At 72.4% G+C, this 21,477-nt stretch carries 16 protein-coding genes; 6 read left to right on the top strand and 10 right to left on the bottom strand.

Features of this window, described 5'->3' with window-relative positions:
• Positions 1-24 precede the first annotated feature (24 nt).
• Positions 25-897 carry a 3-hydroxyacyl-CoA dehydrogenase family protein gene (locus ACZ4QV_RS39770; RefSeq protein ID WP_467764271.1) on the bottom strand — a complete coding sequence of 291 codons (873 nt, stop codon included), beginning with the start codon at positions 895-897 and terminating at the stop codon, positions 25-27.
• Positions 898-1,049: 152 nt separating this feature from the next.
• On the opposite strand from ACZ4QV_RS39770, the gene ACZ4QV_RS39775 reads away from it, so the two are divergent.
• Complete coding sequence (locus tag ACZ4QV_RS39775; RefSeq protein WP_361638628.1) at positions 1,050-1,787, top strand: acetoacetate decarboxylase; 738 nt, start codon at positions 1,050-1,052, stop codon at positions 1,785-1,787.
• Positions 1,788-1,853: 66 nt separating this feature from the next.
• Entirely contained in the window at positions 1,854-2,150 is a 297-nt protein-coding gene (locus ACZ4QV_RS39780; protein ID WP_467764272.1) for a hypothetical protein, read from the top strand.
• A 120-nt stretch (positions 2,151-2,270) separates the two neighbouring features.
• On the opposite strand, the gene ACZ4QV_RS39785 is transcribed toward ACZ4QV_RS39780, so the two are convergent.
• Positions 2,271-2,651 carry a MerR family transcriptional regulator gene (locus ACZ4QV_RS39785; protein ID WP_361154904.1) on the bottom strand — a complete coding sequence of 127 codons (381 nt, stop codon included), beginning with the start codon at positions 2,649-2,651 and terminating at the stop codon, positions 2,271-2,273.
• A gap of 230 nt (positions 2,652-2,881) precedes the next feature.
• On the opposite strand from ACZ4QV_RS39785, the gene ACZ4QV_RS39790 reads away from it, so the two are divergent.
• Positions 2,882-3,820, top strand: a complete 939-nt coding sequence (locus tag ACZ4QV_RS39790; protein ID WP_361591418.1) for an alpha/beta hydrolase family protein — start codon at positions 2,882-2,884, stop codon at positions 3,818-3,820.
• A gap of 226 nt (positions 3,821-4,046) precedes the next feature.
• Positions 4,047-4,787, top strand: a complete 741-nt coding sequence (locus ACZ4QV_RS39795; protein WP_361638666.1) for a GNAT family N-acetyltransferase — start codon at positions 4,047-4,049, stop codon at positions 4,785-4,787.
• Positions 4,788-4,817: 30 nt separating this feature from the next.
• Here ACZ4QV_RS39795 and ACZ4QV_RS39800 read toward each other — a convergent pair whose 3' ends face one another.
• Positions 4,818-9,302, bottom strand: a complete 4,485-nt coding sequence (locus ACZ4QV_RS39800; protein ID WP_467764273.1) for a tetratricopeptide repeat protein — start codon at positions 9,300-9,302, stop codon at positions 4,818-4,820.
• A 10-nt stretch (positions 9,303-9,312) separates the two neighbouring features.
• A complete protein-coding gene (locus ACZ4QV_RS39805) occupies positions 9,313-9,645 on the bottom strand; it encodes a CU044_2847 family protein (RefSeq protein ID WP_361154908.1) in 333 nt (110 codons plus the stop codon).
• A gap of 184 nt (positions 9,646-9,829) precedes the next feature.
• Between ACZ4QV_RS39805 and ACZ4QV_RS39810 the strand changes: the two genes are divergently transcribed.
• Entirely contained in the window at positions 9,830-11,026 is a 1,197-nt protein-coding gene (locus ACZ4QV_RS39810) for a hypothetical protein (protein ID WP_467764274.1), read from the top strand.
• The gene (locus ACZ4QV_RS39815) at positions 11,023-11,988 is read left to right on the top strand and encodes a hypothetical protein (RefSeq protein ID WP_467764275.1); all 966 of its coding nucleotides are present in this window, start codon (positions 11,023-11,025) and stop codon (positions 11,986-11,988) included. Before ACZ4QV_RS39810 ends, ACZ4QV_RS39815 begins: the two co-directional genes overlap by 4 nt.
• Positions 11,989-12,010: 22 nt before the next feature.
• Here the strand turns inward: ACZ4QV_RS39815 and ACZ4QV_RS39820 are convergent, their stop codons facing one another.
• Genes ACZ4QV_RS39820 through ACZ4QV_RS39845 form a run of 6 tightly spaced genes read right to left on the bottom strand, consistent with a single transcriptional unit; the run spans position 12,011 to position 21,191 of the window.
• Positions 12,011-13,966 carry an Hsp70 family protein gene (locus tag ACZ4QV_RS39820; protein ID WP_361591426.1) on the bottom strand — a complete coding sequence of 652 codons (1,956 nt, stop codon included), beginning with the start codon at positions 13,964-13,966 and terminating at the stop codon, positions 12,011-12,013.
• Positions 13,959-14,942, bottom strand: a complete 984-nt coding sequence (locus ACZ4QV_RS39825; protein WP_467764276.1) for a hypothetical protein — start codon at positions 14,940-14,942, stop codon at positions 13,959-13,961. Before ACZ4QV_RS39825 ends, ACZ4QV_RS39820 begins: the two co-directional genes overlap by 8 nt.
• Positions 14,939-16,564: a WD40 repeat domain-containing protein gene (locus tag ACZ4QV_RS39830; RefSeq protein ID WP_467764277.1), complete on the bottom strand. Its 1,626-nt coding sequence runs from the start codon at positions 16,562-16,564 to the stop codon at positions 14,939-14,941. Before ACZ4QV_RS39830 ends, ACZ4QV_RS39825 begins: the two co-directional genes overlap by 4 nt.
• On the bottom strand, positions 16,551-19,103 hold the full coding sequence (locus ACZ4QV_RS39835; protein WP_361638640.1) for an AAA family ATPase: 2,553 nt from the start codon (positions 19,101-19,103) through the stop codon (positions 16,551-16,553). Before ACZ4QV_RS39835 ends, ACZ4QV_RS39830 begins: the two co-directional genes overlap by 14 nt.
• Positions 19,100-20,563 (bottom strand): coiled-coil domain-containing protein, encoded by a 1,464-nt coding sequence (locus ACZ4QV_RS39840; protein WP_361638642.1) that lies wholly within the window; start codon positions 20,561-20,563, stop codon positions 19,100-19,102. Before ACZ4QV_RS39840 ends, ACZ4QV_RS39835 begins: the two co-directional genes overlap by 4 nt.
• Positions 20,553-21,191, bottom strand: coding sequence for a 4Fe-4S single cluster domain-containing protein (locus ACZ4QV_RS39845; protein WP_361154918.1), 639 nt, complete (start codon positions 21,189-21,191; stop codon positions 20,553-20,555). The genes ACZ4QV_RS39840 and ACZ4QV_RS39845 overlap by 11 nt, the downstream gene beginning before the upstream one ends.
• Positions 21,192-21,477 lie beyond the last annotated feature (286 nt).

Here is a 21,477-nt window from a genome sequence, read left to right on the forward strand (position 1 = left end):
CGCCCGCCCGTTCCGGGCCTGCCGTCAGCCCTGTCGCGGGTAGTCGTCGTAGAAGCCGGCACCGGTCTTGACGCCGAGGCGGTTCGCGTCCACGTACTCCCGCAGCAGCTCGCGGGGCCCTTCGGGCAGCCCGGGGCGTTCGGCGGCGTAGTGGTTCTCGATGTCCAGGACGACGTCCAGACCGATGGCGTCCATCAGGCGGAACGGACCGGCCGCGGCACCCGTGTTGACCTGCCACATGCGGTCGATGTCCGCCGGGGTGGAAACACCTTCGGCGACCACCGCGAGGCATTCCCGCTTCATGGCGGCCCAGACGCGGTTGAAGATGAAGCCGGTGCTCTCCCGGCGGGCCTCGAACGGGTGGATGCCGTAGTCGGGCAGCACCTTCAGCAGCAGTGCGACGACATCGGGGTCGGTGTGACCGCAGGACATCACGTCGGCGGCGTTCTGCCGGGGCGGCATGTAGAAGTGCAGGTTCAGCAGACGCTCGGGGGTGTGCACGCTGTCGACGAGGTGGCTCGTCGCGTAGGACGAGGAATTGCTGGTCAGGACGGCGTCCGGCTCGGCGAGCGCGTCCAGGTCCGCGAAGAGGCGCTTCTTCAGGTCCAGGCGCTCCGGTACGGCCTCGATGACCAGCCAGGCGTCCGCGAGGGCGGGTGCCAGGTCGGTCACGGCCTCGACGGTACCGGGACGGCCGCCGTCGATCGTCTTCACCACCTCGGGCAGCTCGCGGGCCACATAGGCACAGGCCGCCTCGCCCGCTTCGGCGGCCGGGTCGTAGATGCGGACCAGGCCGCCCCGGGTGGCGAACATCAAGGCGATACGGCGGCCGAGCGTGCCCGCGCCGATGACGGCGACCGGCCGGTCCTGGTGGCGGGCGGGAGGGGTGAAGCTCATGACTGCTCCTGTCTCGTGGCCCCGCCGCGGGAGGGGCGCGGGGCCGGAACGCGGGTGGATGCACCACCCAACTTCTCGATACAGTGTGTATCCGATACACCGTGTATGCAACTGAAGGGGCGCCCCTCGCGCCCCGGTGAAGGAGCAACCCCATGCGCGCCGACCAGGTGACCGCCGCAGTGACCACCCCCCTGACCGTCCCGCTCTACCCCCCGCGCCCCACCCGCTTCACCGACCGCGAGTACTTCAACGTCGTCTACCGCACCGATCCGGACGCCCTGCGCGCCGTGGTCCCGGAGCCGTTGGAGATCACCGAGCCTCTGGTCCGCTTCGAGGTCATGCGCATGGGCGAGGTGGACGGCTTCGGGCCGTACACGGAGTGCGGCCAGGTCATCCCGGTACGTCACGGAGCCGAGCAGGGCGAGTACCTGCACGTCATGTACCTGGACTCCTTCGGCGCCACCGCCGCCGGGCGCGAACTGAGCGCCTATCCGAAGGTCGCGGGCGAGCCCGCGCTGCGCCACGAGCGCGGCGCCCTCGTCGGGACCCTCGACTACGGCAGCGAGCGTGTGGCCACCGCCACCATGGCCTACAAGTGGCAGCCGCTCGACCCGGAGGAGGCCCGCAGCCAGATCACCGTGCCCACTTTCGCCGTCAAGACAGTCCCCGGCTACGACTTCAGGCCCCGCGTCTGCGACCTGGTCCGTATGCGGATCACCGACATCACCGTGAAGGAAGCCTGGCACGGCCCGGCCCGCCTCCAGCTCTTCGAGCACGTCATGGCACCCCTGGCCGACCTGCCCGTACGCGAGGTCGTCGACGCCAGCCACATCCTGACCGACCTCACCCTCGCCCCCGCCGAGCCGGTCCACGACTACCTCGCCGCCTGACCGCCCGCCGGGCACGGCGGCACAGGCCCCTCCGCCTGGACTGTTGTCCCGGGGACGTTGTCGGCGTTGACGCGGTGGGCGTCACTTCCCGTCCGCGCCGGATTCCGCGCTGTCGAGGATCGGCATCACCCGGTCGCGGCCCGCGCGTCCCCGGCCCTCACCCTGCCCGCGAGGCTGCTCGCTCAGCAGCGCCCGGACACCGGGATCGGGATCCTGCCCGCTCCCGAGGAGATCCGCCCGCTGCGCTACCAGACGGCCTGGCACCCGCGCCTCGACGGCGACCCGGGGCAGCGTTGGCTCCGGGACACCGTCCGCGCCGTCACCGCCGAACCGCCGGAGCCGCCCCCTGAGGGGACGGGCTGACCACCGGGAAGCATCTCGCCGCCACGGGCGCGCCAATCAGGCGCAAGGTTTTCGCACGCGCCTTCGCTGGGGGACCGAATATCGGCGAACGGCCCTGCCCCGAAGGGAGTCGGCGCCGGCCTATGTGTGCGCGTCTCGTGGGCAGGGGGCGCCGGTGTGCAGGTGGGACGAGGCGCCGTCGATGACGGAGTCGAGCCTGTCCCGGGTGTGGGTGAGATCCGCGATGCGCCGGTCGAGGTGGTCACGTTCCGCGGCCAGGCGCTGGAGGAGTTCAGGGGTGGCTTTGCCGTCGATGACGCAGGGCGTCAGCTCGGCGATGACCTTGCTGCTCAGTCCGGCGGCGTAGAGCTGGCGGATGAGGTGGATGCGGTCGACGGCGGTTTCCGTGTAGCGGCGCTGGCCGCTGCTGCTGCGCTCGGCGGTGAGCAGGTTCTGTTCCTCGTAGTACCGCAGGGCCCGGGTAGTGACGCCCGTGCGGCGGGCGAGTTCCCCGATCCGCATTTCCGCCCCCTTCTGCGTGATCTGCGGCACACGCACTTGCCTTTCACGTCAACGTCAAGTTTTACCGTAGCTCACGTGCCCGCCGGGACGCCGGCGGCGTGGGCACGGAGGTCCTGTCCGTCACCACCTCGGTGTGCCGCTGTACGGCCGGGACGCCCTCGGTCACCTCGACGCCGCACGCGTTTCTCCACCTGCCCCGGCCCGTTGCTCCCTGAAAGGCAGACCCCCGCATGAACACGCACCACACCACCGGCCTCACCGGCCCCGCCCCCACAGCGACGGTATCCGTCAAGCCGCTCGTGCTGAGCGCACCGTGGCGCGGCGCGGACCTGCATGTCCGCGTCACGGCCCCCACCACCGGCACCAGCCTGCCCGTCGTGCTCTTCGCCCACGGCTTCGGCTCGGACCTGGACGGCTACGCCCCGCTGGTCGATCACTGGGCATCCGGCGGCTTTGTCGTCGTCCAAGCCACCCACCTGGACTCCAAGCGGCTCGACCTGCCGGCCGATGACCCTCGCCGGCCCCGGATATGGCGCTACCGCGTACAGGACATGCGGCGCGTCCTCGACGAGCTCACCACCTTGGTCAGGAGCGTGCCGGGTCTGGAAGGCCGCGTCGACCACAGCCGCATCGTCGCGGCCGGGCACTCCTTCGGCGGCCAGACCGCCGGCATCCTGGTGGGTCTGCGCGTCACGGACCCGCAGACCGGCACCGCCGAGAACCTGTCCGATTCCCGGGTCATGGCCAGCATCCAACTGGCCACGGCAGGCAGGGGCGGTGACGAACTGACCCCCTTCGCCCACGCCAACCTTCCCTGGCTGCGCGGTCAGGACTTCTCCCACATCACCGCCCCCGGCCTCGTCGTCGCGGGAGACAAGGACGACCTCCCGTTCTCCACCCGGGGCCCGGCCTGGACGGCCGACCCCTACACCCTCAGCCGCGGCGACAAGAGCCTCCTGACCGTCCACGGCGGCGAGCACTTCCTCGGCGGCATCTCCGGCTACCAGGCAGCGGAGACCACCGACGAGAACCCCGACCGGGTCGCCCTCGTCCAGCAGACCACCCTCGCCTACCTGCGCCACGTCACCGGAATCGACCGCACTGACTGGAACAACGCCCGAACGGTTCTCACCGGCGACCACCCGCTGGGACACCTCGAATCCAAGTGACCCCGCCACCCGCGGCCGCGTTTCCTCCGTCCCCTCGGTGGAAGACCGGGACACCGTGTCGTCGTGCCGCCGTGTCGCCAGTAGAGTCCCACTGACCGGCAGGCACGGAGTCGTCCACCACTTGGTCAAGTGCCTGTACGCACTCAACAATTCAGGGGGTACGGTGACCGAGAACCTCACGGAGTCCGTCGAATCGGCACGCCAGCTCACCGTGGTCTGGCGCTCCATGGTGCTCGACCGCGACGCGGACGCGGACGTACGCGACCTCCCGGGTATCGCCGTCCGTTGGGCGGACTGCCGCTTCGCGTTCTGGAACTGCGTCACCTTGACCGACGTTGGCGTAGGGGCGGAGACTCTCGGACACCGCTTGGGCCAGGCAGCGGACATCATGCGCGCGAAGAAGCACCCGGGCTTCCTGTGGCTCTTCGAAGACCTTCTCGACGGCGAGGCCCGCTCCGCCGTGGAGACGGCGGCGGAGCAGGCGGGCTTGCAGTACGCCTTCCCCGGTACGGGCATGGCCGGAGACCTGCTGCCCGTCCCGGAACCTGCGCACCCCGAGCTGACGTTCACGCGCGTGAGCACCGAGGAGCAGGTACGGGCTTACGCGGACATCAACTCCCGCGCCTACGGTTTCCCCGTGGAAGAGGGCCGCGACGGCCTCGCCGGGTCCGCGCTCTGGAAGAACGGCGTGTACGCCTACCTGGGCATGCGAGGTGACGTACCGGTGGCGTGCGCCGCCACCGTCGAAGCGGAGGGCCGCCTGTTCGTCCTACTCGTCGCCGCCGATCCGCAGTGGCAGCGCAGGGGGTACGGCGAGGCGGTCACCCGCAAGGCGCTGTACGAGGGTGCCCGGGCCACCGGCCTGACTCGCGCCGTTCTGCACGCGACCGCCGCCGGGGCCCCGGTGTATCCGCGTATCGGTTTCCAGCCGAACTCGCCGATCCGCTTCTACAGCCTGAAGGACTGAGCCGACGGGGCGGTCCCGAGTGCGCGGCGGTCACGCACCGGGGCCGTCCTCGCGCGTGAGCGAAGCCAGCAACGCCTGTGCCTCCCGGGTGCGCTCGCCGGTGGCGAGCGCCCGCTCGAACCAGTAGTGGGCCTCGTGCGGCAGTCCCTCCCCCTCGGCGATCCGGCCGAAGACGAGGAGGAGGTCGGCCGGAAGACTTTCCGCGTGGCTCGACGGCTCGGGCGGATCGTCAGGTGAGGGTGCCTGGCCTGGGGGCGAGGCAGGCTGCACGGGGGCCGAGGCCGGGTGTGCGCCGATGGGCTCCGGAAGGGCCGAGGCCGGAGGTGCCCCGGTGGGCTCCGGACCCGCGATGCCTGGCGGACCGGGGCCGAGCGGCAGGACGGGCGTGGCATCGAACTCGTCCAGTGCCTGGCGTGCGCGGCCTCGGGCCTCGGGGTCGTCCGACGCCGCCGCCTGGGCGAGCCAGTCGTGTGCCTGGTCGGCGTGTTTGTCGAGCACGGCCAGTTGCCCGAGGATGACCAGGCCCTGGGGCCGGTGGACGGAGTCGTCCGAGCGGGCCAGCGGGAGGAGGGTGCCGCGGGCCTCGGCGAGGCGCCCCAGCCTGGCCAGGGCGCTGCCGAGGTAGCGGCGGGCGAGCGGCTCGATCGCGGATGTGCCGGTGGCCAGCGCCTCCGTCAGGGCTGCCCTGGCCCCGTCGAGGTCGCCTTCCGCGAGCAGGGCCACGCCGAGCAGTGCGAGGGCTTTCGGGACGGTGTCCGGCACCTCCAGACCGAGTGCCGTGTTCAGGTACTCCTGGGCGGCCGTGGTGTCGCCCACCTCGATCAGGAACTCGCCGTAGCCCAGCAGTGCCACCACCGCGGCGCCCGGGTGCGCGAAGTCCGTCTCGTCGAGCCGTTCCAGTGCCTCGTCCACGTGTCCTTGCCGGAGCAGGATCGCGCCCAGGTGGGCGCGGGCGATCGGGATCACCGAGACGGCGACCTCGCTCGTGGAGTCCAGCAAGGCTTCGAAATGCGCGGTCGCCTCCGGCATCCGGCCTTCCTCCACCGCCAGCTTGCCCAGTTGCACCCGGCAGAGGTCCGCGGCCGAGTCGGAGCCGGACGTCACGAGCCGCTCCAGCAGCGGACGTCCCTCCTGCGCACGCCCCTCCTGCTGCACCAGCAGGATGCCCAGGAACGCTTCGGCGACCTCGGCCAGCGCCGAGCCGGACGTGGATTCCTCCCTGAACAGGGCCTCGGAACGGGCCAGTTCGCCCCGGTCCGCCAGCATCATCGCCAGGTCCAGCCTGGCGACGGCCGACCAGTGCGGGTGCGCGGCATCGATGGCGCGCTGGTACGCGGCCTCGGCTTCCGCCCAGTCACCTCGTGCGGCCAGTACGTCCCCGAGCAGGTCCGAGGCGCGCGGTGCCAGGTCGGGCTCCTGGGACGCCGCGACCTCGGCGAGCAGGTCCCGGTCCCGCTCGTCACCGAGCCGGTTGCACATCACGGCCAGGTCGAAGCGGGCCATCGGGGACCAGAGCGGGTGTCCGCTGCCGATCGCCTGACGGTACGCGGCTTCCGCCTGCTGCCACTGCTCCTGCGCCGCTTCCAGGTCCCCCAGGAGGTCGGCGGCTCGCGGCGACTGTTCCGGGTGGCCGGCCCCCGCCATCTCGGTCAGCGCGGTGCGGGCCCGCTCGTACTGCCCTGCCTGGCACCAGTACAGACCTTGGTCCGTACGGGCGAGCGGTGGCCAGTCGGAGGGGGCGGAGTCGACCACCGGTTGCAGTTCCTCGGCGGCGGCCGCGTAGTCCCCGCGCGCCGCGTGCACCGTACTGAGCAGGCAGCGTGCCCGCAGCACCTGTTCCGGATTGGTGAAGCCGACGGCGCGCCGCAGGATCTCGGACGCCTCGTCGTACCTCTCCTTCAGGCAGAACAGCCAGGCAAGGGTCACCTGCGCGTGCTCGGAGGCGAAGACGTGCCCGGAGGCCGCTGCGGCGTCCAGGAGTTGACGGGCCTCTTCCAGCTCGCCCCGCTGAATGTGCAGGCCCCCCAGGTTCGCCTGGGCCAGCGGCACCACCATCGGGTTTCCGGACCGCAGGGCCGAGTGGAGCAGTTCGTCGGCCTGTTCCAGTTCGCCCTCCCCCAGCAGGGCCGCGCTCAGGTTGACCTGGGCCAGCGGCACCGCCGAGGAGATCGCGGACTGCCGTACGGCCCGTGGCAGGTTCAGCGGACCCGCGGTGCCGAAGCGGGCCGGCGGGTCCGAGGAGGCGGGCCCGGACGGCTCCCGTTTGACCGTGGTGGTCGCTCCGGACATCTCGCCGCGCTGCACGATCAGGCCGCCGAAGCCCATCTGTACCAGCGGCACGACCTGTGAGTCCCCGGACCGCAGGGCCGCTTCGAGGAGTTCCCGGGCCCGGTCGGTCTCGCCCTGCCCGAGCAGCAGTCCGCCGAGACTGGCCTGGGCCAGCGGCACCGCGAGCGGGTCACCGGTGGCGATCACCGTCTCCAGCACCGCGCGTGCGGCGTCCAGGTCGCCGGACAACTGCAGTACGGCGGCCAGGTCGACCTGGGCGAAGGAGACGACGTCCGGCGCATCCGAGTCGGTCGCTCGCTCCAGCAGCCTCTTGGCACTGGTCACGTCGCCGCGGTACATGGCCAGTTCGCCGAGCATCAGGGCCGCCCAGGCGACGACGTCACGGTCCGTGGCCTCGGCCAGGGCGCGCTCCAGTGCGCTCCTGGCCGCCTCGCCCTCTTCCCGGGTGAACGCGGCGAAGGCGACGCCGAGCAGTTGGTCGGCGGGGGTGCCGCGGACCGCCCAGTCCCAGGCGAAGCGGGGGACGCGCGCGGTGTCCGGGTCGTCGCGGCTGTCGAGGTACCCGGGGAGGTAGGCGAACGCCTCGTAACGGCGGCCCTCGCTGCCGTCGGCCCTGCCGCCCGCTCCCGGTGTGCCGGTCCGGCTGTACTCGGTCAGCAGCGCGATGCTGCCCGCCACGGGCTCGGTCGCCCAGGCGATCCCGGAGCGCAGTGCGACGTCGGTGGCGGCGCGGTGGCTCGGCCCGGCCTCCAGGTAGTGCGTGAAGAGACCCGCCAGCGCCGCACTCGTGAGTTCCCCTTCGCAGCCCATACGGTGCCAGTCCGCGGCGGCCAGGACCACCGCCCAGCCCTCGGGGCAGCCGGCGCGACCGCCGTTGAAGCGCGCTTCCACCAGGGGCGCGGCGACCATCAGCTCGCCGATGCCGCGGTCGGTGAAGTCCTCGTCCGGATACAGGCGACGGGCGTCCGCGAGATCCTCCTGGCGGAGCAGCCGCGGCAGCAGGACCGGCTGCGGCGCCCGCTCCAGCACCTGCCGGGCCGCGCGGTTCACCTCGCCCTTGGGGGTGAGGATACGGCCCAGCCACTCGGAGGTGATGGTGGCGACCACGCGGACCGGGGGCCGCATGGACCGGTAGGCGTCGAGCACCTTGGTGTCCAGGCCGCCGGGCCGGAGGTATTCGTCGATGTCGTCGAGCCACAGCACCGCGCCGTCGCCCCCGGTGGGCAGCGGAAGAGCGGCGATACCGCCCGGGGCCGAGGGAGCGGGTCCGGGCACGATGAGGCGTGTGCCGTGGGGCAGTACGCGGCGCAGGCTCTCCACGAGAGTGCGGGACTTCCCGGCCTTGGCGTCCCCCGCCAGCAGGACGAACGGCCTGGTCAGCAAGGCTTCGTCGAGTGCGCGGTCCTCCCGCAACCGGGGCACGTAGGGCGGGTCCGGGTGGTCCTGGAGGTTCTTCGACGGGGTGACGCCCATGTCGTAGATGCGGACGTCGTGCAGTCTGGGCAGTTCGCCCGCGGAGTCCAGTGGGAGGGCGAGCAGTTCTTCGAGTACGGCCCGTTGGTCCTCGCTGACCGGGTCGCGGATGAGGTCGCGCAGGGGCGGCCAGTACGTGGCCAGGGTGTCGACCGGGATCGCGTACGACGTCCGGGTGTCCTGGCCCTGGGACGGCCTGTCCCGGGTGGTGACGATGCCGATCACGCCGCCCAGGGTGCGGTCCCACACCGGGGAGCCGGAGAAGCCGGGGGCGAGGGCGTGCCCGCGGGCGGACTGCGACTCCAGCTCGATCCATTCGTGTTCCGCGGCGCCGCGGACGATTCCGTTGGCCGGGACGCCGCCGTATTCGTGGTCGCGGGGATAGCCGTACACGTGGAAGGCGTGGTCGAAGGTGCCTCCCCTGGTGCTGATCAGGGGAGCGGGAGCGGCCGACGGCGGCAGCGGGCCCAGGAGTTCGAGTACGGCCAGGTCACCCCGGCGCCCCTTGGCGTCCTGCGGGTGCCAGCCCCCTGCCACGACCGCTGCCGGTACCGGCTCATGGCCCCCGGCCCACTGGAACCGTACGGACACGGGGGTGTCGGGCGGCTCGGCCCGGTCTCCGGCCGCGGCCGCGACATGGGCACAGGTGAGTACGTGCCGGTCGGTGACGAGTACACCGGCGCCACTGGGCGGCCGGCCTTCGGCACGGGCGATGCTCACCAGCCAGGCGGCCTGTTCCCACTGGGAGGACACCGCGGGCTGCCTAGCCGGCCGGAGCGGCGGGCTCGTCCCGGCGCCAGCCCAGCCGTACGGTGAAGTGCCCCTCGGCGGAGGTCTTGGCGACGACCACCCCGGCCTCGGCGTTCAGTTTGACGCCGAATCCGACTTCGTACTCGTCGGGTGCCATCCGGCGGAGCCACTCCAGTACCGCGTCGATCGTGGGCCGGGCTCCGGCGAGCATCTCGTCGAGGCTCCGGGCCGCTTCCAGGATGCCGTTGTCGCCGCGTGCCACGTTCTCCAGGCCGGGCGAGGCGCTGTCGACCTCGACGAGCATGTCCTCGCCACCCGCCGTCCTGAACCGCACCAGATCACTCATGTGCCGCCCCCTGACCAGTCCGGCCCGACCGAAGTGCGCTTCGAGTCTAGTCCCGCTCCCTGCGGTCGATTCCGCGATGACGTCATTTTTCCGGTGGGCGGACGGGCGCCCGCCGGGAGGGCTACTCTGGGGCGTGCGGAGAGCGCACGGGTGTGGTGGGCGCGGGCGGGTGGTGGCCGTGTTCGTGGGGATCGATGTCGCGGCGGGTGTCGCCGTGACCGGCGCGGCGGACGGTGTCCGGCCGCCGGAGTCCTTCGTCTCCGGGCCCGGGGTATTTCTGCGGGGCCTCACGGAGCCGGTGGACGGTCTGGTGCTCGCCGTGCCGGATCAGTGGTTCGACGCGGCCGGTGCGGCCCGCCGCGAGGCGCTGTACGGAGAACTCGCCGAGGGCCTGGGGATGCCGCTGCGCCAGTTCGTGCCCAGAGCGGTGGCGGCCGTGGCCTCACTGGAGCAGTCCTCCGGCGGGCACCTGGTGTGCCGACTGGAGGCGGACGGGGTCGTGGCCGCCGTGTGCGGTGTGCGCGGGCGGTCCGTGACCCTGTGCGGTGTCGAGTGGCGGGCGGCGTCCGCCGGCCCGCCTGTCGGGTCGCCACGGGAGCCGCAGAATCCGCAGGAGGCGAGGCGGGCCGCGCTGCTGCTGTCCCGGGCGCGGGTACAGGCCCGCTACCGGGCGGCTCCACTGTGTCTGCCGCGGGAGGTGACGGCCGGAGCCGTGCTGGACGCCTTCGCACCCGTCGAACAGTCCCTGCGGTCGGCGCTCTTGCCGCTCCTGGCCGGGCTGACCGCCTCGGAGGGCGTGACGCAGGTCCTTCTCGACGGCGGCCTTCGCCGGCATCCGCTCGCCGGGGCCGCCGTCCAGGAGGCCGCGACAGGCGCACCGGTCCGTGTGTTGGAGGACCACGCGGCCGCGCTGGGAGCATTCCTCGTCGCGCGCGGCACCGTCCGGATTCCCGAGACCGCGCGCCACCGGCTGAGTCTGCGCGTCCACCGCGTCCACCAGGGACTGCTCACCGAAGCCGAACTCCCTCTGGCCGTCCCTGGCGGGCCCGTCACCCTGTCCCTACAGGGATCCGGGCGAGGGCCTGTGCAGGAGCCAGTACGGGAGTCCGTACAAAAGCCGGTGCAGGAGTCCGTACGAGACGGTGCTCACGACGCGACGGTGGACGTGCCCGACGGGCACCGCCCCGAGGTCCTGATCCGGCTGGGCGACACGGAAATCCGCGTGCCCAGCCCCGCTCTGCGCCCGGGACGGTACCGCTTGGGCCTGCACTCGGCGGGGAACGGGCCCGGTGTGCTGGCCCTGCGTCCGGAGGACGGCGGGGAGACGGTGCTACTGCCGCTGAGCGGCCCGGCCGGAGCGAGGACGGGGGACACGGAATGAACGACGAGACGAGGGCGCGCGTCACCGAGGCGGCGGCCCGCGGCACGGACCAGGACGCGTTGCACGCCCTGCGCTGGTCGCTGGAATGGGCGGCGCAGGCCGTCGCCCGGCTGGCCGGTGAGGCGCCGGAGGACGTGACGACCGAGGCGGTCTTCCTGCTGGACGACGCCCTCGGCTCGGCATCCGGGCTCACCGGGGCGGTGCCCTCGTTGCTGCGGGCGGCCCGCCCCGGCCCGGACGTGGTGGCCTACCTTCGGGACCGAGAGCGGGAACTCGCCGAACTGGGCTCGGAGGTGGAGGAATTACGTCGTCGGCGCGACGAGGTGGCCGGAACCCGGGACGCCCTCGACGCCCGCCTCGCGGAGTTGGCGGGCCTCCGGGACCAGGTCGCCGAGGTCCGTCGCCTGGAACGGCTGGTGGAGGCCTTGGAGGACGTACAGGAGCAGCGCGATGTGCTCGACGCGCGTCTGACGCTGCTGCGCGAGCGCGCCGACGGCACCGAGGAGGCCGTTCGGCTGGGCAGCGGCGAGCTGGTGCGACTGTCCGAGGAGCGGCTGACGCGGCTGGCCACGCCGGTACGGCAGGCGTTGGAGCGAGCCGCCGAGGCGCAGCGCGTTCTCACCGGGGCCGAGGGCGAGCTGGCCGCCGCGGAGAAGGCCGCGTCCGAGGCCGCGCAGCAGACGGACCTGGTGCACGCCGAGCGCGAGCGGCTGGCTCGGCTCACCACCTGGGCCCAGGTCAACCACCGCATCGTGGAGTCGCTGGCCGAGTGCGCCGAGCCGGGAAACGGTGACGACGCGCTGGAGCGGATCGCAGGCGCCCTCGGCACCGTCGAGAGCAGGCTCGGCGAACTGGACGCCGCCCTGAAACGCGCTCTCGACACCCGCGACCAGGAGATGTCCGCAGCCCGGCCCCTCGTCACCTGGAATGACGAGGGACCGGCCACCCACCCGGCGCGGTGACCCCCGGGCCCCCTCGGCCGGATCAGGAGATGAACAACTCCGCGTCGCGCGCGAGGGCTTCGAGATCCGCGGCGATGCCCTTGCTGATCTCGCTGACCAGCTTCTGGCCACCGTCCTCGATGAACTGGGCGCTGAACGCGGCCGCGAGCTGTGCCTCCTGCGGTCCGGCGCCCTGCCGCAACTTCGACACCAGCCGGTTCTCCCCGCCGACCTTGCGCATCATCAGCGGGATGTTCGTCTGCCGGGCCCTCGTCATGGCGGCCTCCCGCCCCTCGTTGATTCCGATGAACAGTACGACGGCGGCGATGATGACGGCGAACGGACCGGTCGTCGCGATGATCGCGGTACCGGCGCCGAACAGGGTCATGGCCACGACGCCGGCCACCACCACGTTGACCACCTTGGCGATGTTGTCGAGCACCTCGGTCGCCGCCGCCGAGTCGAACGGAATGTCCATCTGCCCACCGCTGACCTGCACAGCGGGCAGCTCCATCGCGGACGGCGGAATGTGCCACCGGTGGCAGATGGGGCGGGTCAGCTCCTCGATCTCCGGTCGCAGCCCGTTCTGCCACTCCGCGATCGCCCCGGCCAGCCGCGCGTTGCCCGGTTCGGCCAGCTCGGCGTGGAGCGCCCGGGATATCCCCTCCGCCATGTCGTCGAGCGTGGCGATGTCGCCGTTGCGCCAGCGGCGGAACGCGGGGATCACATGGCGCTCGGTCATGCCTTCGGCGACCGCCGCCCCCAGCCGTTCGCCCAGCGCCGGCAACCTGTCCTGCACCAGCGAACCGACCCGGTCGCCCTTGATCAGTTTGCGGACGTCGGCCCGGAAACCGGCGGCGTGCAGCCCCATCCGGCCCGCCAGGGCCAGGCCGCGGGCAATGGCGAGTTCAGGCTCCAGACCGAGCAGCACCCGGTCCGCGCCGAACGCCTCCCGCGCCTCCTCCTGCACGAAGTGCATGCGGGACGCGCCACCGGTGAGCACCACCAGCTCCGGTTCCCGCCCGAGCCGGCCGGCCGCCTCGTGGAGCGCGTCCCGGAATGCCTGGCGCCAGGGGCGGTTGCCGAGGGAGGGTTGTGGCGTGTCCAGGACCGTGTCCATCTCGGCAGCCGTCAACTCGACCTCGAAGTAGGCGTTCCCGGCCCTGGTGACCACTTTCCGGGTGCCGCCGACCGTGGCCTCGGGGTCGTCCACGAACCGGCTCGGATCGGTACGGAAGAAGGTCTCCTTCGCCTCGCGGCACAGCAGCTCCAGCCGCAGCCGTTCGAAGCGCGAGTCCTGGAGCGTCTCGCGGAGCGCGTCGGCCATCGGGTGCCGGCTGAGCTGGCGTTCCAGGATGGTGCGGTCGATCAGTCCGGCGCCCAGCTGCACTCCGGCGTCGATGGGCGGGCCGGTCTGGTAACCGAGGACGCCGGTGAAGTCGGTGGTCAACGAGCCGAAGTCGGCGATGAGCACACAGCCGCCCAACTGGTCGCGGTCGAGCTGCACCTCACCCGAGTCCCGGGCGTACAACATCGCGGCCCGCGACTCCCGCACCACCTCCACGTCCGTCAGCCCGGCCTGAGCGAGCAACTCCCCGTATACGCGAATCAGTTCGTCGTCCCATCCAGAAGGGGCGCCGAACACCCAGCGGACCGGACGGGACCCGCTCAGGTCGTGGTCCCGCTCCCGGGCGTCGCGGCCCACCTTCTCCACGAAGAGACGGATGGGGGTGCGAATCTCGTCGCGTTCGATCTCGGGCGACTTGAACGCCAGGTACAGCGAGGTCACCCCGCGCGCTTCGGTGGCCTCACGGCCCACCAGCACCCCGCGGCCGGGGTGCTCGGCGACCGCGGTCACATGCTGGCGGCCCGCGCCGGTCGACCCGATGTCCAGGACGACCGGCGGTGCGGTCCGGTCGGTGTATGTCTTGGCGAGTGCGGACTCTCCGTGCCCGAGATCGAAGCCGACGATCACTGTGCTGCCGGACACCTTAGCCATGGTGGTGCTCCTTGCCCCCGTTGTTCTGTGTGTCATGGTCGGCCGTCGGCGTCTTCTCGTCGGCGGTCTCCCCGTACGGAGCCGACCGGGCCTGTGCGGACTGCGCTGCGCCGGGCCCGGCCTGTGGTACGTCGGGGTCGGCCTGTGGTACGTCCGTTCCGGCCGGCGGTACGTCGGCTCCGGCCCGCGCCGGGGGCTCCGGAGGTACCGCGACAGGCATGGTCGCCTCGCCCCGGCGCAGAATCCGGCCGTCCTTCAGCACCAGCGCCGGCTGCACCGTGCGGCAGTCTCCGCCCGCCGGGCCGCCCGGTTGCCTGCCCACGGTGAAGAGCCATTCGTTGGTGCCGTCGAAGTCGACCACGTCGATGTCGTGGCGCAGCGACAGTTCCTGGCGCAGCCCGGCGATCCGGCGCAACGCCAGCTCGCCGTCGTGCTCGCTGTGCGCCGCCATCAGGTCACGGAGGAGGTTGACGAGTTCGTCGTCCTCGTGCCAGGCGAGCGGCACCTTCTCCGGCGGGGGCGGCTCCGCTTCGGCGAGCAGGCGGTCGGCCGACTCCAACGCGGCGTGGAGCTGTTCGAGCAGTGACACCGTGTGGGCCACCGGCCGCCGTACGCGCAGCAGTTCCTCCTCGTGTTCCCGCTCCCTGCGCCGGTCGTCCTCGTCGCCGCCGAATCCGGTCAGGAGCAGGTGGAACGGTGACCGGCGCGGCGGCGAGGGCCGGGGCTGCGGCAGCGTCGGCGCCCGTACGGCGGCCAAGGTACCGACGACTGCCGCCCGGACCAGTTCCACCGCGGCGGCTGCCTGTCGGCGTTCGCTCGCGCCCAGCTCGGGATGTGTCTGCGCTTCGCGCGCCAGCCGGGTCAGCGCGGCACGGATCGCGTGCGTCGCCTGTTCGGTGGCGAGCTGGTCGTCGAGGGTCAGCTCCAGCTTGGTGCGTGCCGACTGGAACGCCGCACCGAGATATCCCTCGCTCATGGTCCCCCCTTGTCGCTGTCGGATCGGTGGATGCCCGCGAGGGGCCAGGTGCGGACCAGGCCGTCGGCGCCCGCGCTGAGCAGCCGGCCGTCCGGGGCGAAGGCCAGTCCCCGTACGCGGTCCGGGTGGGCCCCCACCGTCCGGGCCGTTCCGCCCCGCTCACGGACCCGGACGGTGCCGGCGTCGTCCGCCGTGGCCAGCACTCCCCCGGGGCCGAAGGCGACCTGGCGCACCGGGCCGGTGTGCCCGTCCATCTCGGCCTGCGCGGTCCGCGCGGCCCCCAGGGTGAAGATCCGTGCCACGCCATCGGCACAGCCGAGTGCCACCAGCCGGTCCTCGCGGTCCAGTGCCAGGCAGGCGACCTCGTGTTCCGCTGTGAGGCGACCGGTGCGCGCGCCGGTCCTGCCGTCCCACAGGCTCGCCCCGTCGGAGCCCGCGACGATCACGACGCGTCCGTCCCGGGTGACCTCCAGCGCGGTGGCGGAGGCCCAGCCGACCCGGGCGAGCACGGCGCCGGCGGCTCCGGCCGCGCCGAGCACGGTCCGGTGCACGCAGGCGTCGTCGCCGAGGCTGAACACCACGCCGTCCCGCTGTCGCAGCGCATTGACCCAACCGTCGTGCCAGGCGAGCACCCGGACCCTGCCGGAGGCGGCGAACGACCAGAGCCGGACCGCTCCGTCCTGACCGCCGGACACGACGGACAGGCGGTCCTCGGTGAGGTCGACGCAGGTGACCCTTCGGTCGTGCAGCTTCAGGGAGGCGAGCGGCGCCTGGTGCCACAGCCGCCAGACGGTGACGGTGCCGTCCTGGTCCCCGCCCGCGAGGAGTACGTCGTCCGGGTCGGGCAGGCCGCGGCAGACGGCAGTGGTGAATCCGCCCGGGTGCCGGAGCGGGCCGGGTTCCGGGCGTTCCGGTGGCAGGTACAGCGTCCGGGCCTGCGGGAACCGCCGGGCGAGCCTGGCCAGCAGGCGCTCCGGCACCGCCCAACCACGCAGTCGGCTGGCCAGCACGTCCACCGTCGTCGGGAGGGCCGTGGGCTCCTGGGCCTCGGATGCGCCGGTGGTACGGGTACCGACGCCGCCCGCCAGGCGGAACAGCGTCTCGTCCGCGCCGTCGGGCAGCCCGGGCAGCAGCTCGGCCCAGGGCCATTCGGTGGCTTCCGCCTGCTCGGCACCGTGCCGGACCGTGGCGGCCCGTAGTCCCCGTGGGCCGATCTCGATGACGACGCCGTCGGGGAGCGGCTCGGGGAGGCCCGTCGCCGTAAGCTCGTCGGCAGGCTCGGCAGGCTCGGTCAGCTCGGCCAGCGCCTGGTCGCGTTCGGCGGGCTGTGGCGGGCCACCACGCAGCAGCGTTTCCAGCCGGGCCAGCCGCTCGGGCTCTCCGCGCCCCGGGTAGCCCGCCGCCCGCGCCGCAGCCGTCAGGTCCAGACGGCGCCGCGCGGTGGCGAGCCGTTCGTCGAAGGCATGCCGGATCTCCGGCGTGAGAGGGCCGAGAACTGCGGGGCCTTCGAGGGCCCAGCGGCAGTACGCGCACTCCGGCCCACCTGCGGCCGTCGCGAGACACACCGGGCAGCAGGTCTCCTCGACCGCGTGTCCGGCGACGGACACTTCACCGGTCGCCATCGGGCACGTCCTCCGGCACGAACTCCAGTGGCCGGCCGGCCGGTGTGTCCGCGTCGATGCGCCGCGCCATGCGGGCCTCCATCCGTTCCAGCAGCACCCGTACGGTCCTGGCGTTGGCGAAGTGCTCGGGGTGGGCGCGGCGCTGCCCCTCCAGCCATCTCCGTACCCTCGGTACGGTGTCGTCCGGCAGTTCGTAGGGCGGCTCGTGGTCGTGGGCCGTCCGGCGCAGGATCTCCACGAGTTCGGCGCCCGAGTAGTCCGGGAAGACCACACGTTCGGTGAAGCGGAAGCGCAGGCCCGGGTTGGCCGCCAGGAACGTCTCCATCGGAGCGGGGTAGCCGGCGGCCACGACGACCAGCCGGCCGCGCAGGTTCTCCATTTCGCGGGTCAGTGTGTCGAGGGCCTCCTTGCCGTAGTCCGTTCCGGGTCCGCTGCCGCGCGACAGGCTGTACGCCTCATCGATGAACAGCACGCCGTCCACCGCCGACCGCACCGCTTCCTTGGTCTTCAGCGCGGTCTGGCCGACGTAGCCCGCGACGAGTTCGGGCCGGGTCACCTCGATCACGTGTCCGCGCGGCAGCAGGCCGAGGGAGCGGAGCAGCTTGCCGAGCAGGCGGGCCACCGTGGTCTTGCCGGTACCGGGCGGGCCCACGAACAGCAGGTGGGGCGGGGGGAACGGCTCGCCGCCGTGCGACCGGCGCAGCCGCAGCCGGTACACGAGGTCGCGGATCATCTCCTTGACCGGTTCGAGCCCCACCAGGGTGTCCAGCTCGGCGAGGAGTTCGTCGACCGGCGGCACCGGGCCCCTGATGTGTGCCCGGTAATGTTCCGGGAGGTCTTCGGCGTCCAGTGGCTCGCTCACCACAGCGCGTACGCGCTGTGCCCAGGCGTCCTTGAGTTCGTCGGCGAGGTCGCGCATGGCACGCGCGTTACCGAACTGCTGGTCACGCGTGGCGTGCAGGCCCCGCGTCACCTCGCCCAGGAGTTCTTCGAGGGCCGGTGTCCAGCTCAGCCCGAGCGCGCGCAGCCGGCCGAGCAGGATGGCGTGCAGTTCCGCCGGTTCGTAGTCGGGGAACTGGATGACGTTGGCGACCGGTATGCGGCTGCGCAAGCCGAAGTTGGTGGAGAGGAATTCTTCCACCTTGTCCGGGTAGCCGGCCGCGATCAGCACAAATCTGCCGCGGTCGTTCTCCATGCGGGTGAGCAGCGTGTCGACGGCCTCGGAGCCGAAGCCGCCACGCCCCGGCTCGGTCAGCCGGTAGATCTCGTCGATCATCAGCACCCCGTCGAGGGCCCGGTCCACGGTCCGGTTGGTACGGATCGCCGTACCGCCGACCACGCCCGCCACCAGGTCGGGGACCTCCGCCTCGACCAGGTGGCCGCGGCGCAGCAGGCCGAGGTCCCGGTAGATCTCGCCCACCAGCCGTGCGACCGTGGTCTTGCCGGTGCCGGGGTTGCCCGTGAACACCAGGTGGGGAGAGCCCGTCTCGACTTCGCGGCCGAGGCCCTGGGCGCGGAGCGCGGCGTCCGCGGCCGCCCGCCAGCGCAGCCGCTGCAGATGCTCCTTGACGGAACCGAGACCCACCATGGCCTCGATGCGGTCGGTGACGCTCCGGTCGTCCTGGGGGCTGCCACCCGCCCACTGGTACTGCCGCAGTGCGGCGACGTCGAGTGGCCGCTTCTTCTCGGCCAGCAGACTCAGCCGGGCCCGCCAGTTCTTGGCGCGTTCGGGAGCGGCAGCCATCGTCCGGACGACCAGTGGCAGCTCGTTCCACTTCTCGACCCGCAGCTCCGCGCGCAGGCGCACGACGTGGACCAGGCGCTCCAGCTCTTCCGCGGACGGCAGGCCGATCGCCGCGGTGGCGCCGCCTCCGGGCCGCCCGCGCTGGTCGGCGAGGTAGGTCTCCAGGCGCGGGACGCGGCGCAGCTCGCGGACGAACTCCTCCACGTCGTCGAGCGTGTCGCGGCGGAACAGCAGGACACACAGATTGCGGTCCTGGGCGCGCTCCACCCACTCCGCCAGTGCGCCGGCGAGCGTACGGCCCGCCTGTTCGTAGCGCAGTGACTCCTCGGCGTGCGTGAAGACCACCGCCGTACGGTGCTCGGCCTGTCTCATGAGGTGGTCGAGGAGCATGACCCGGTGCTGATCGGTGAGGGTCGGTACGGGGGCCCCGCCCGGCAGGGTGCCGTCCGCGGCGGAGCCGTCCGGCACGGTGGCCCCCAGGATGCGCCGGCCCAGCGGTCCGGAGAACTCCGCTCGCATCAGGTTGCTCCCGCCCCGGTGCGCGGCGGGGCGGCGGCGCCGGGTGAGGTCACGGGAGCGCTGGTCGCGGAAGTACACGGGGTGCGACAGGGACGAGTACACGATGCGGGTGAATCCGGCGTCGTGCAGGACGTCCCACAACAGTTCCTCGATGCCGCGTACCCCGTGGTCCCGGCAGACGAAGATGTCGTCGACGCCCTGGCCGTGCACGATCAGCAGGGCATCGCCGGCCGGCAGCCGGAATCCGTCCAGCCGCTCGACGAGGGGGCGGCTCATCCCGGTTCGGCTTCCGCGGCGGCGTGGGGCAGGGCGCGCGGCTCACTGTGCGCCGGCGTGCGTGGCTCACTGTCCGGCAAGGCTCTCGGCTCACTGTCCGGCAGGTTCCGCGGCTCACTCAGAGCAGCGAAATCGGCGTACTCGGGGTCCGGCGTGCCGGCCTCCTCCTGGGGCGCCGCGGCCGGGAAGCCCTGACCCCGTAGAGCGCGCATCAGTCCGGCTCCCCGTTCCTCCAGTTCGGTACGGGAGGCCGTGTCGTGGTCGTAGGACAGCACCCGCAGGACGGACGCGCCCGAGTCGGGACCGGCGGGGGCGACCTCCACGACGATGGCGTTGCGGTTGCCGTGCACGAGCCGGGCGAAGAACGCGTCCCGCTGGTCCCCGCCCAGATACGTGGTCGCGTCGAGTTCGTACGCCGTCATGCCCTCCAGGGTCCGTACGACCGCCTCGGCGAGGTTGACCCGCTGCTGGGAGGCGAGCTGGCGGCCGCCCGCCCGCTCGACGAGCCGGGTCAGACGGTCCTGGAGCGCGGGTGCCCGGTGTTCGAGGAGTTCCCGCAGCTCGTCGGCGGACAGCGGCCGCTCGTCGTCCTCGACGCGGCGCCGCAGCGCCTCGGCCTCCTGGCGCAGGGCGGTGAACTCGCCGTGCGTCCAGTAGTCGACGTCGAGGTCGTACCCGTCGAGCTCCTCACCCTGTTCGTCGCGCACGTTCTGCCGGGCGCTGTCCTCGATCAGCAGGCGGACCAGGAGCAGCTCGCCGCGCGCCTGGGCGCGCAGCACCTCCCGCTCCCGCTCACGGTGCTCCAAGTCCAGTCGCAGCTCGCTGAGTTCCTGATACGCGGCCTGCGCGGTGGCCAGAGCGGCGTCGAACCGGCCCTGGGCGATGTTGTCCCCGGCCCGGCCGAGTGTCTCCTCCAGGCTCTCCAGCCGTCCTGGCGCGTGCCGTTCGTGCGGCAGCGTGCCGAGGACCAGGGCGTGCATGGCGCGCGCGTCGGACAGGGCGGCGCGGGCGACGACTGCGGCGTGCTCCCGGTCCTGGACCAGTTCGGCCAGCTCGGTACTGATGCGCCGGATGTCCGCGCGTCGCTGCTCCCGTTCGGCCGCGAGCTCGTTCCGTAACCTGCGTTGCTGATCGGCGAGCTGCCGGCGTGTGTCGCCACGCAGCTCGTCCGCGGTGGCCCGCAGGTCCTCCGCCATCTGCCGCGCCTGCGCCCGCAGTCGCTGCTGGGTCTCCGTCTCCAGCCGGCGGGTCTGCTCGCTCAGCCCTTCGACCACCTGTTCCACCGAGCGCTGACGGTCCTCGATGACTCCGAAGACGCGCTCCAGGTCGTCGTGCGTCTGCCGGCGTATCTCCCGTATCAACGCCGGGACGTTGCGGAGGACGTCCTTCTGGCGTGACGCCGCACGCTGTATGCGGTACCACTCGGACTCGTCCACCTGGATGCGTTTCCTACCGCTCATGGTCTCCCCCGATGTGTGACGTCCGTACCTGGTCGACCGCCGAGTCGAACGCGGCGAGCAGGAGGGGCGGCGGGACGCCGATCAGCAGGGCCGCGGGCCCGTCGACGGCGATCTCCGCACTGCGGTCGCGGCCCGTGAAGTCGTATCCGCACCCCGCGAGACGGCCGGTCAGGTGATGCACCCGCTGGTTGCTGCTGCCGCGCAGTCCCCGGCCGTCGTCCAGCGCGGCGACGTACCGGCCGTCGATGAGGACGTCGACCATCCCCAGCAGTTCCCGCACACCGGGCCCGGGGGGCCGGGCCCGCAGGCCTTCCACACGGTGACCGGTGAAACAGACGAGGCTGACCTCCCGCACCTCGCGGGCCGCACGCGCCAGTTCGGCGAGCCCCGTGGCCTGCTGCATCGGCTCACCGCCGGAGAAGGTCAGCCCGTCGACGGCGGGATCCGCGAGGAGTTCGGCAGCCAGCTCGGCCGGCCGGGCCGTGCGGGCGGGCACGTCCGGTATCCAGTCCGGGGACATACAGCCCCGGCAGCGGAACGGGCACCCCTGCACCCACACCACCGAACGCCATCCCGGCCCCAGCGCGCCGGTACCCACCCATGTCGCCGCAACGTTGAGTCCCGCCATAGCGTCCCCCGACCCGTGCCCGGACCGACGATTCCCGCTGCGGCGGTCCGCGCCCCTCAGAATCCTCCGCCTCCGGGAGGCGGTCAAGGGACGCGCACCGCGGGCCGGCGCGGTCTGACGCCACGGCGAATTCCCAGCTCAACCCGCCATTCTCTCCTGGCCGGAGGAGCACTCACACCGTCTTCCGAACAGTTCGAAAAGACGGACGAAAATGTCCGCGCAGCGGCCGAGTAGGACCGTTCCCCTACCGAAAGAGCCCACCCGGAGAACGGAACGTGCCTCCGCC

The organism is Streptomyces sp. NPDC026394, from assembly GCF_055567735.1.

Coding starts and splice junctions, on each gene's coding strand:
- ACZ4QV_RS39770 (WP_467764271.1), bottom strand. CDS start 897: ATGAGCTTCACCCCTCCCGCCCGCCACCAGGACCGGCCGGTCGCCGTC.
- ACZ4QV_RS39775 (WP_361638628.1), top strand. CDS start 1,050: ATGCGCGCCGACCAGGTGACCGCCGCAGTGACCACCCCCCTGACCGTC.
- ACZ4QV_RS39785 (WP_361154904.1), bottom strand. CDS start 2,651: ATGCGGATCGGGGAACTCGCCCGCCGCACGGGCGTCACTACCCGGGCC.
- ACZ4QV_RS39790 (WP_361591418.1), top strand. CDS start 2,882: ATGAACACGCACCACACCACCGGCCTCACCGGCCCCGCCCCCACAGCG.
- ACZ4QV_RS39795 (WP_361638666.1), top strand. CDS start 4,047: ATGGTGCTCGACCGCGACGCGGACGCGGACGTACGCGACCTCCCGGGT.
- ACZ4QV_RS39805 (WP_361154908.1), bottom strand. CDS start 9,645: ATGAGTGATCTGGTGCGGTTCAGGACGGCGGGTGGCGAGGACATGCTC.
- ACZ4QV_RS39815 (WP_467764275.1), top strand. CDS start 11,023: ATGAACGACGAGACGAGGGCGCGCGTCACCGAGGCGGCGGCCCGCGGC.
- ACZ4QV_RS39820 (WP_361591426.1), bottom strand. CDS start 13,966: ATGGCTAAGGTGTCCGGCAGCACAGTGATCGTCGGCTTCGATCTCGGG.
- ACZ4QV_RS39825 (WP_467764276.1), bottom strand. CDS start 14,942: ATGAGCGAGGGATATCTCGGTGCGGCGTTCCAGTCGGCACGCACCAAG.
- ACZ4QV_RS39830 (WP_467764277.1), bottom strand. CDS start 16,564: ATGGCGACCGGTGAAGTGTCCGTCGCCGGACACGCGGTCGAGGAGACC.
- ACZ4QV_RS39835 (WP_361638640.1), bottom strand. CDS start 19,103: ATGAGCCGCCCCCTCGTCGAGCGGCTGGACGGATTCCGGCTGCCGGCC.
- ACZ4QV_RS39840 (WP_361638642.1), bottom strand. CDS start 20,563: ATGAGCGGTAGGAAACGCATCCAGGTGGACGAGTCCGAGTGGTACCGC.
- ACZ4QV_RS39845 (WP_361154918.1), bottom strand. CDS start 21,191: ATGGCGGGACTCAACGTTGCGGCGACATGGGTGGGTACCGGCGCGCTG.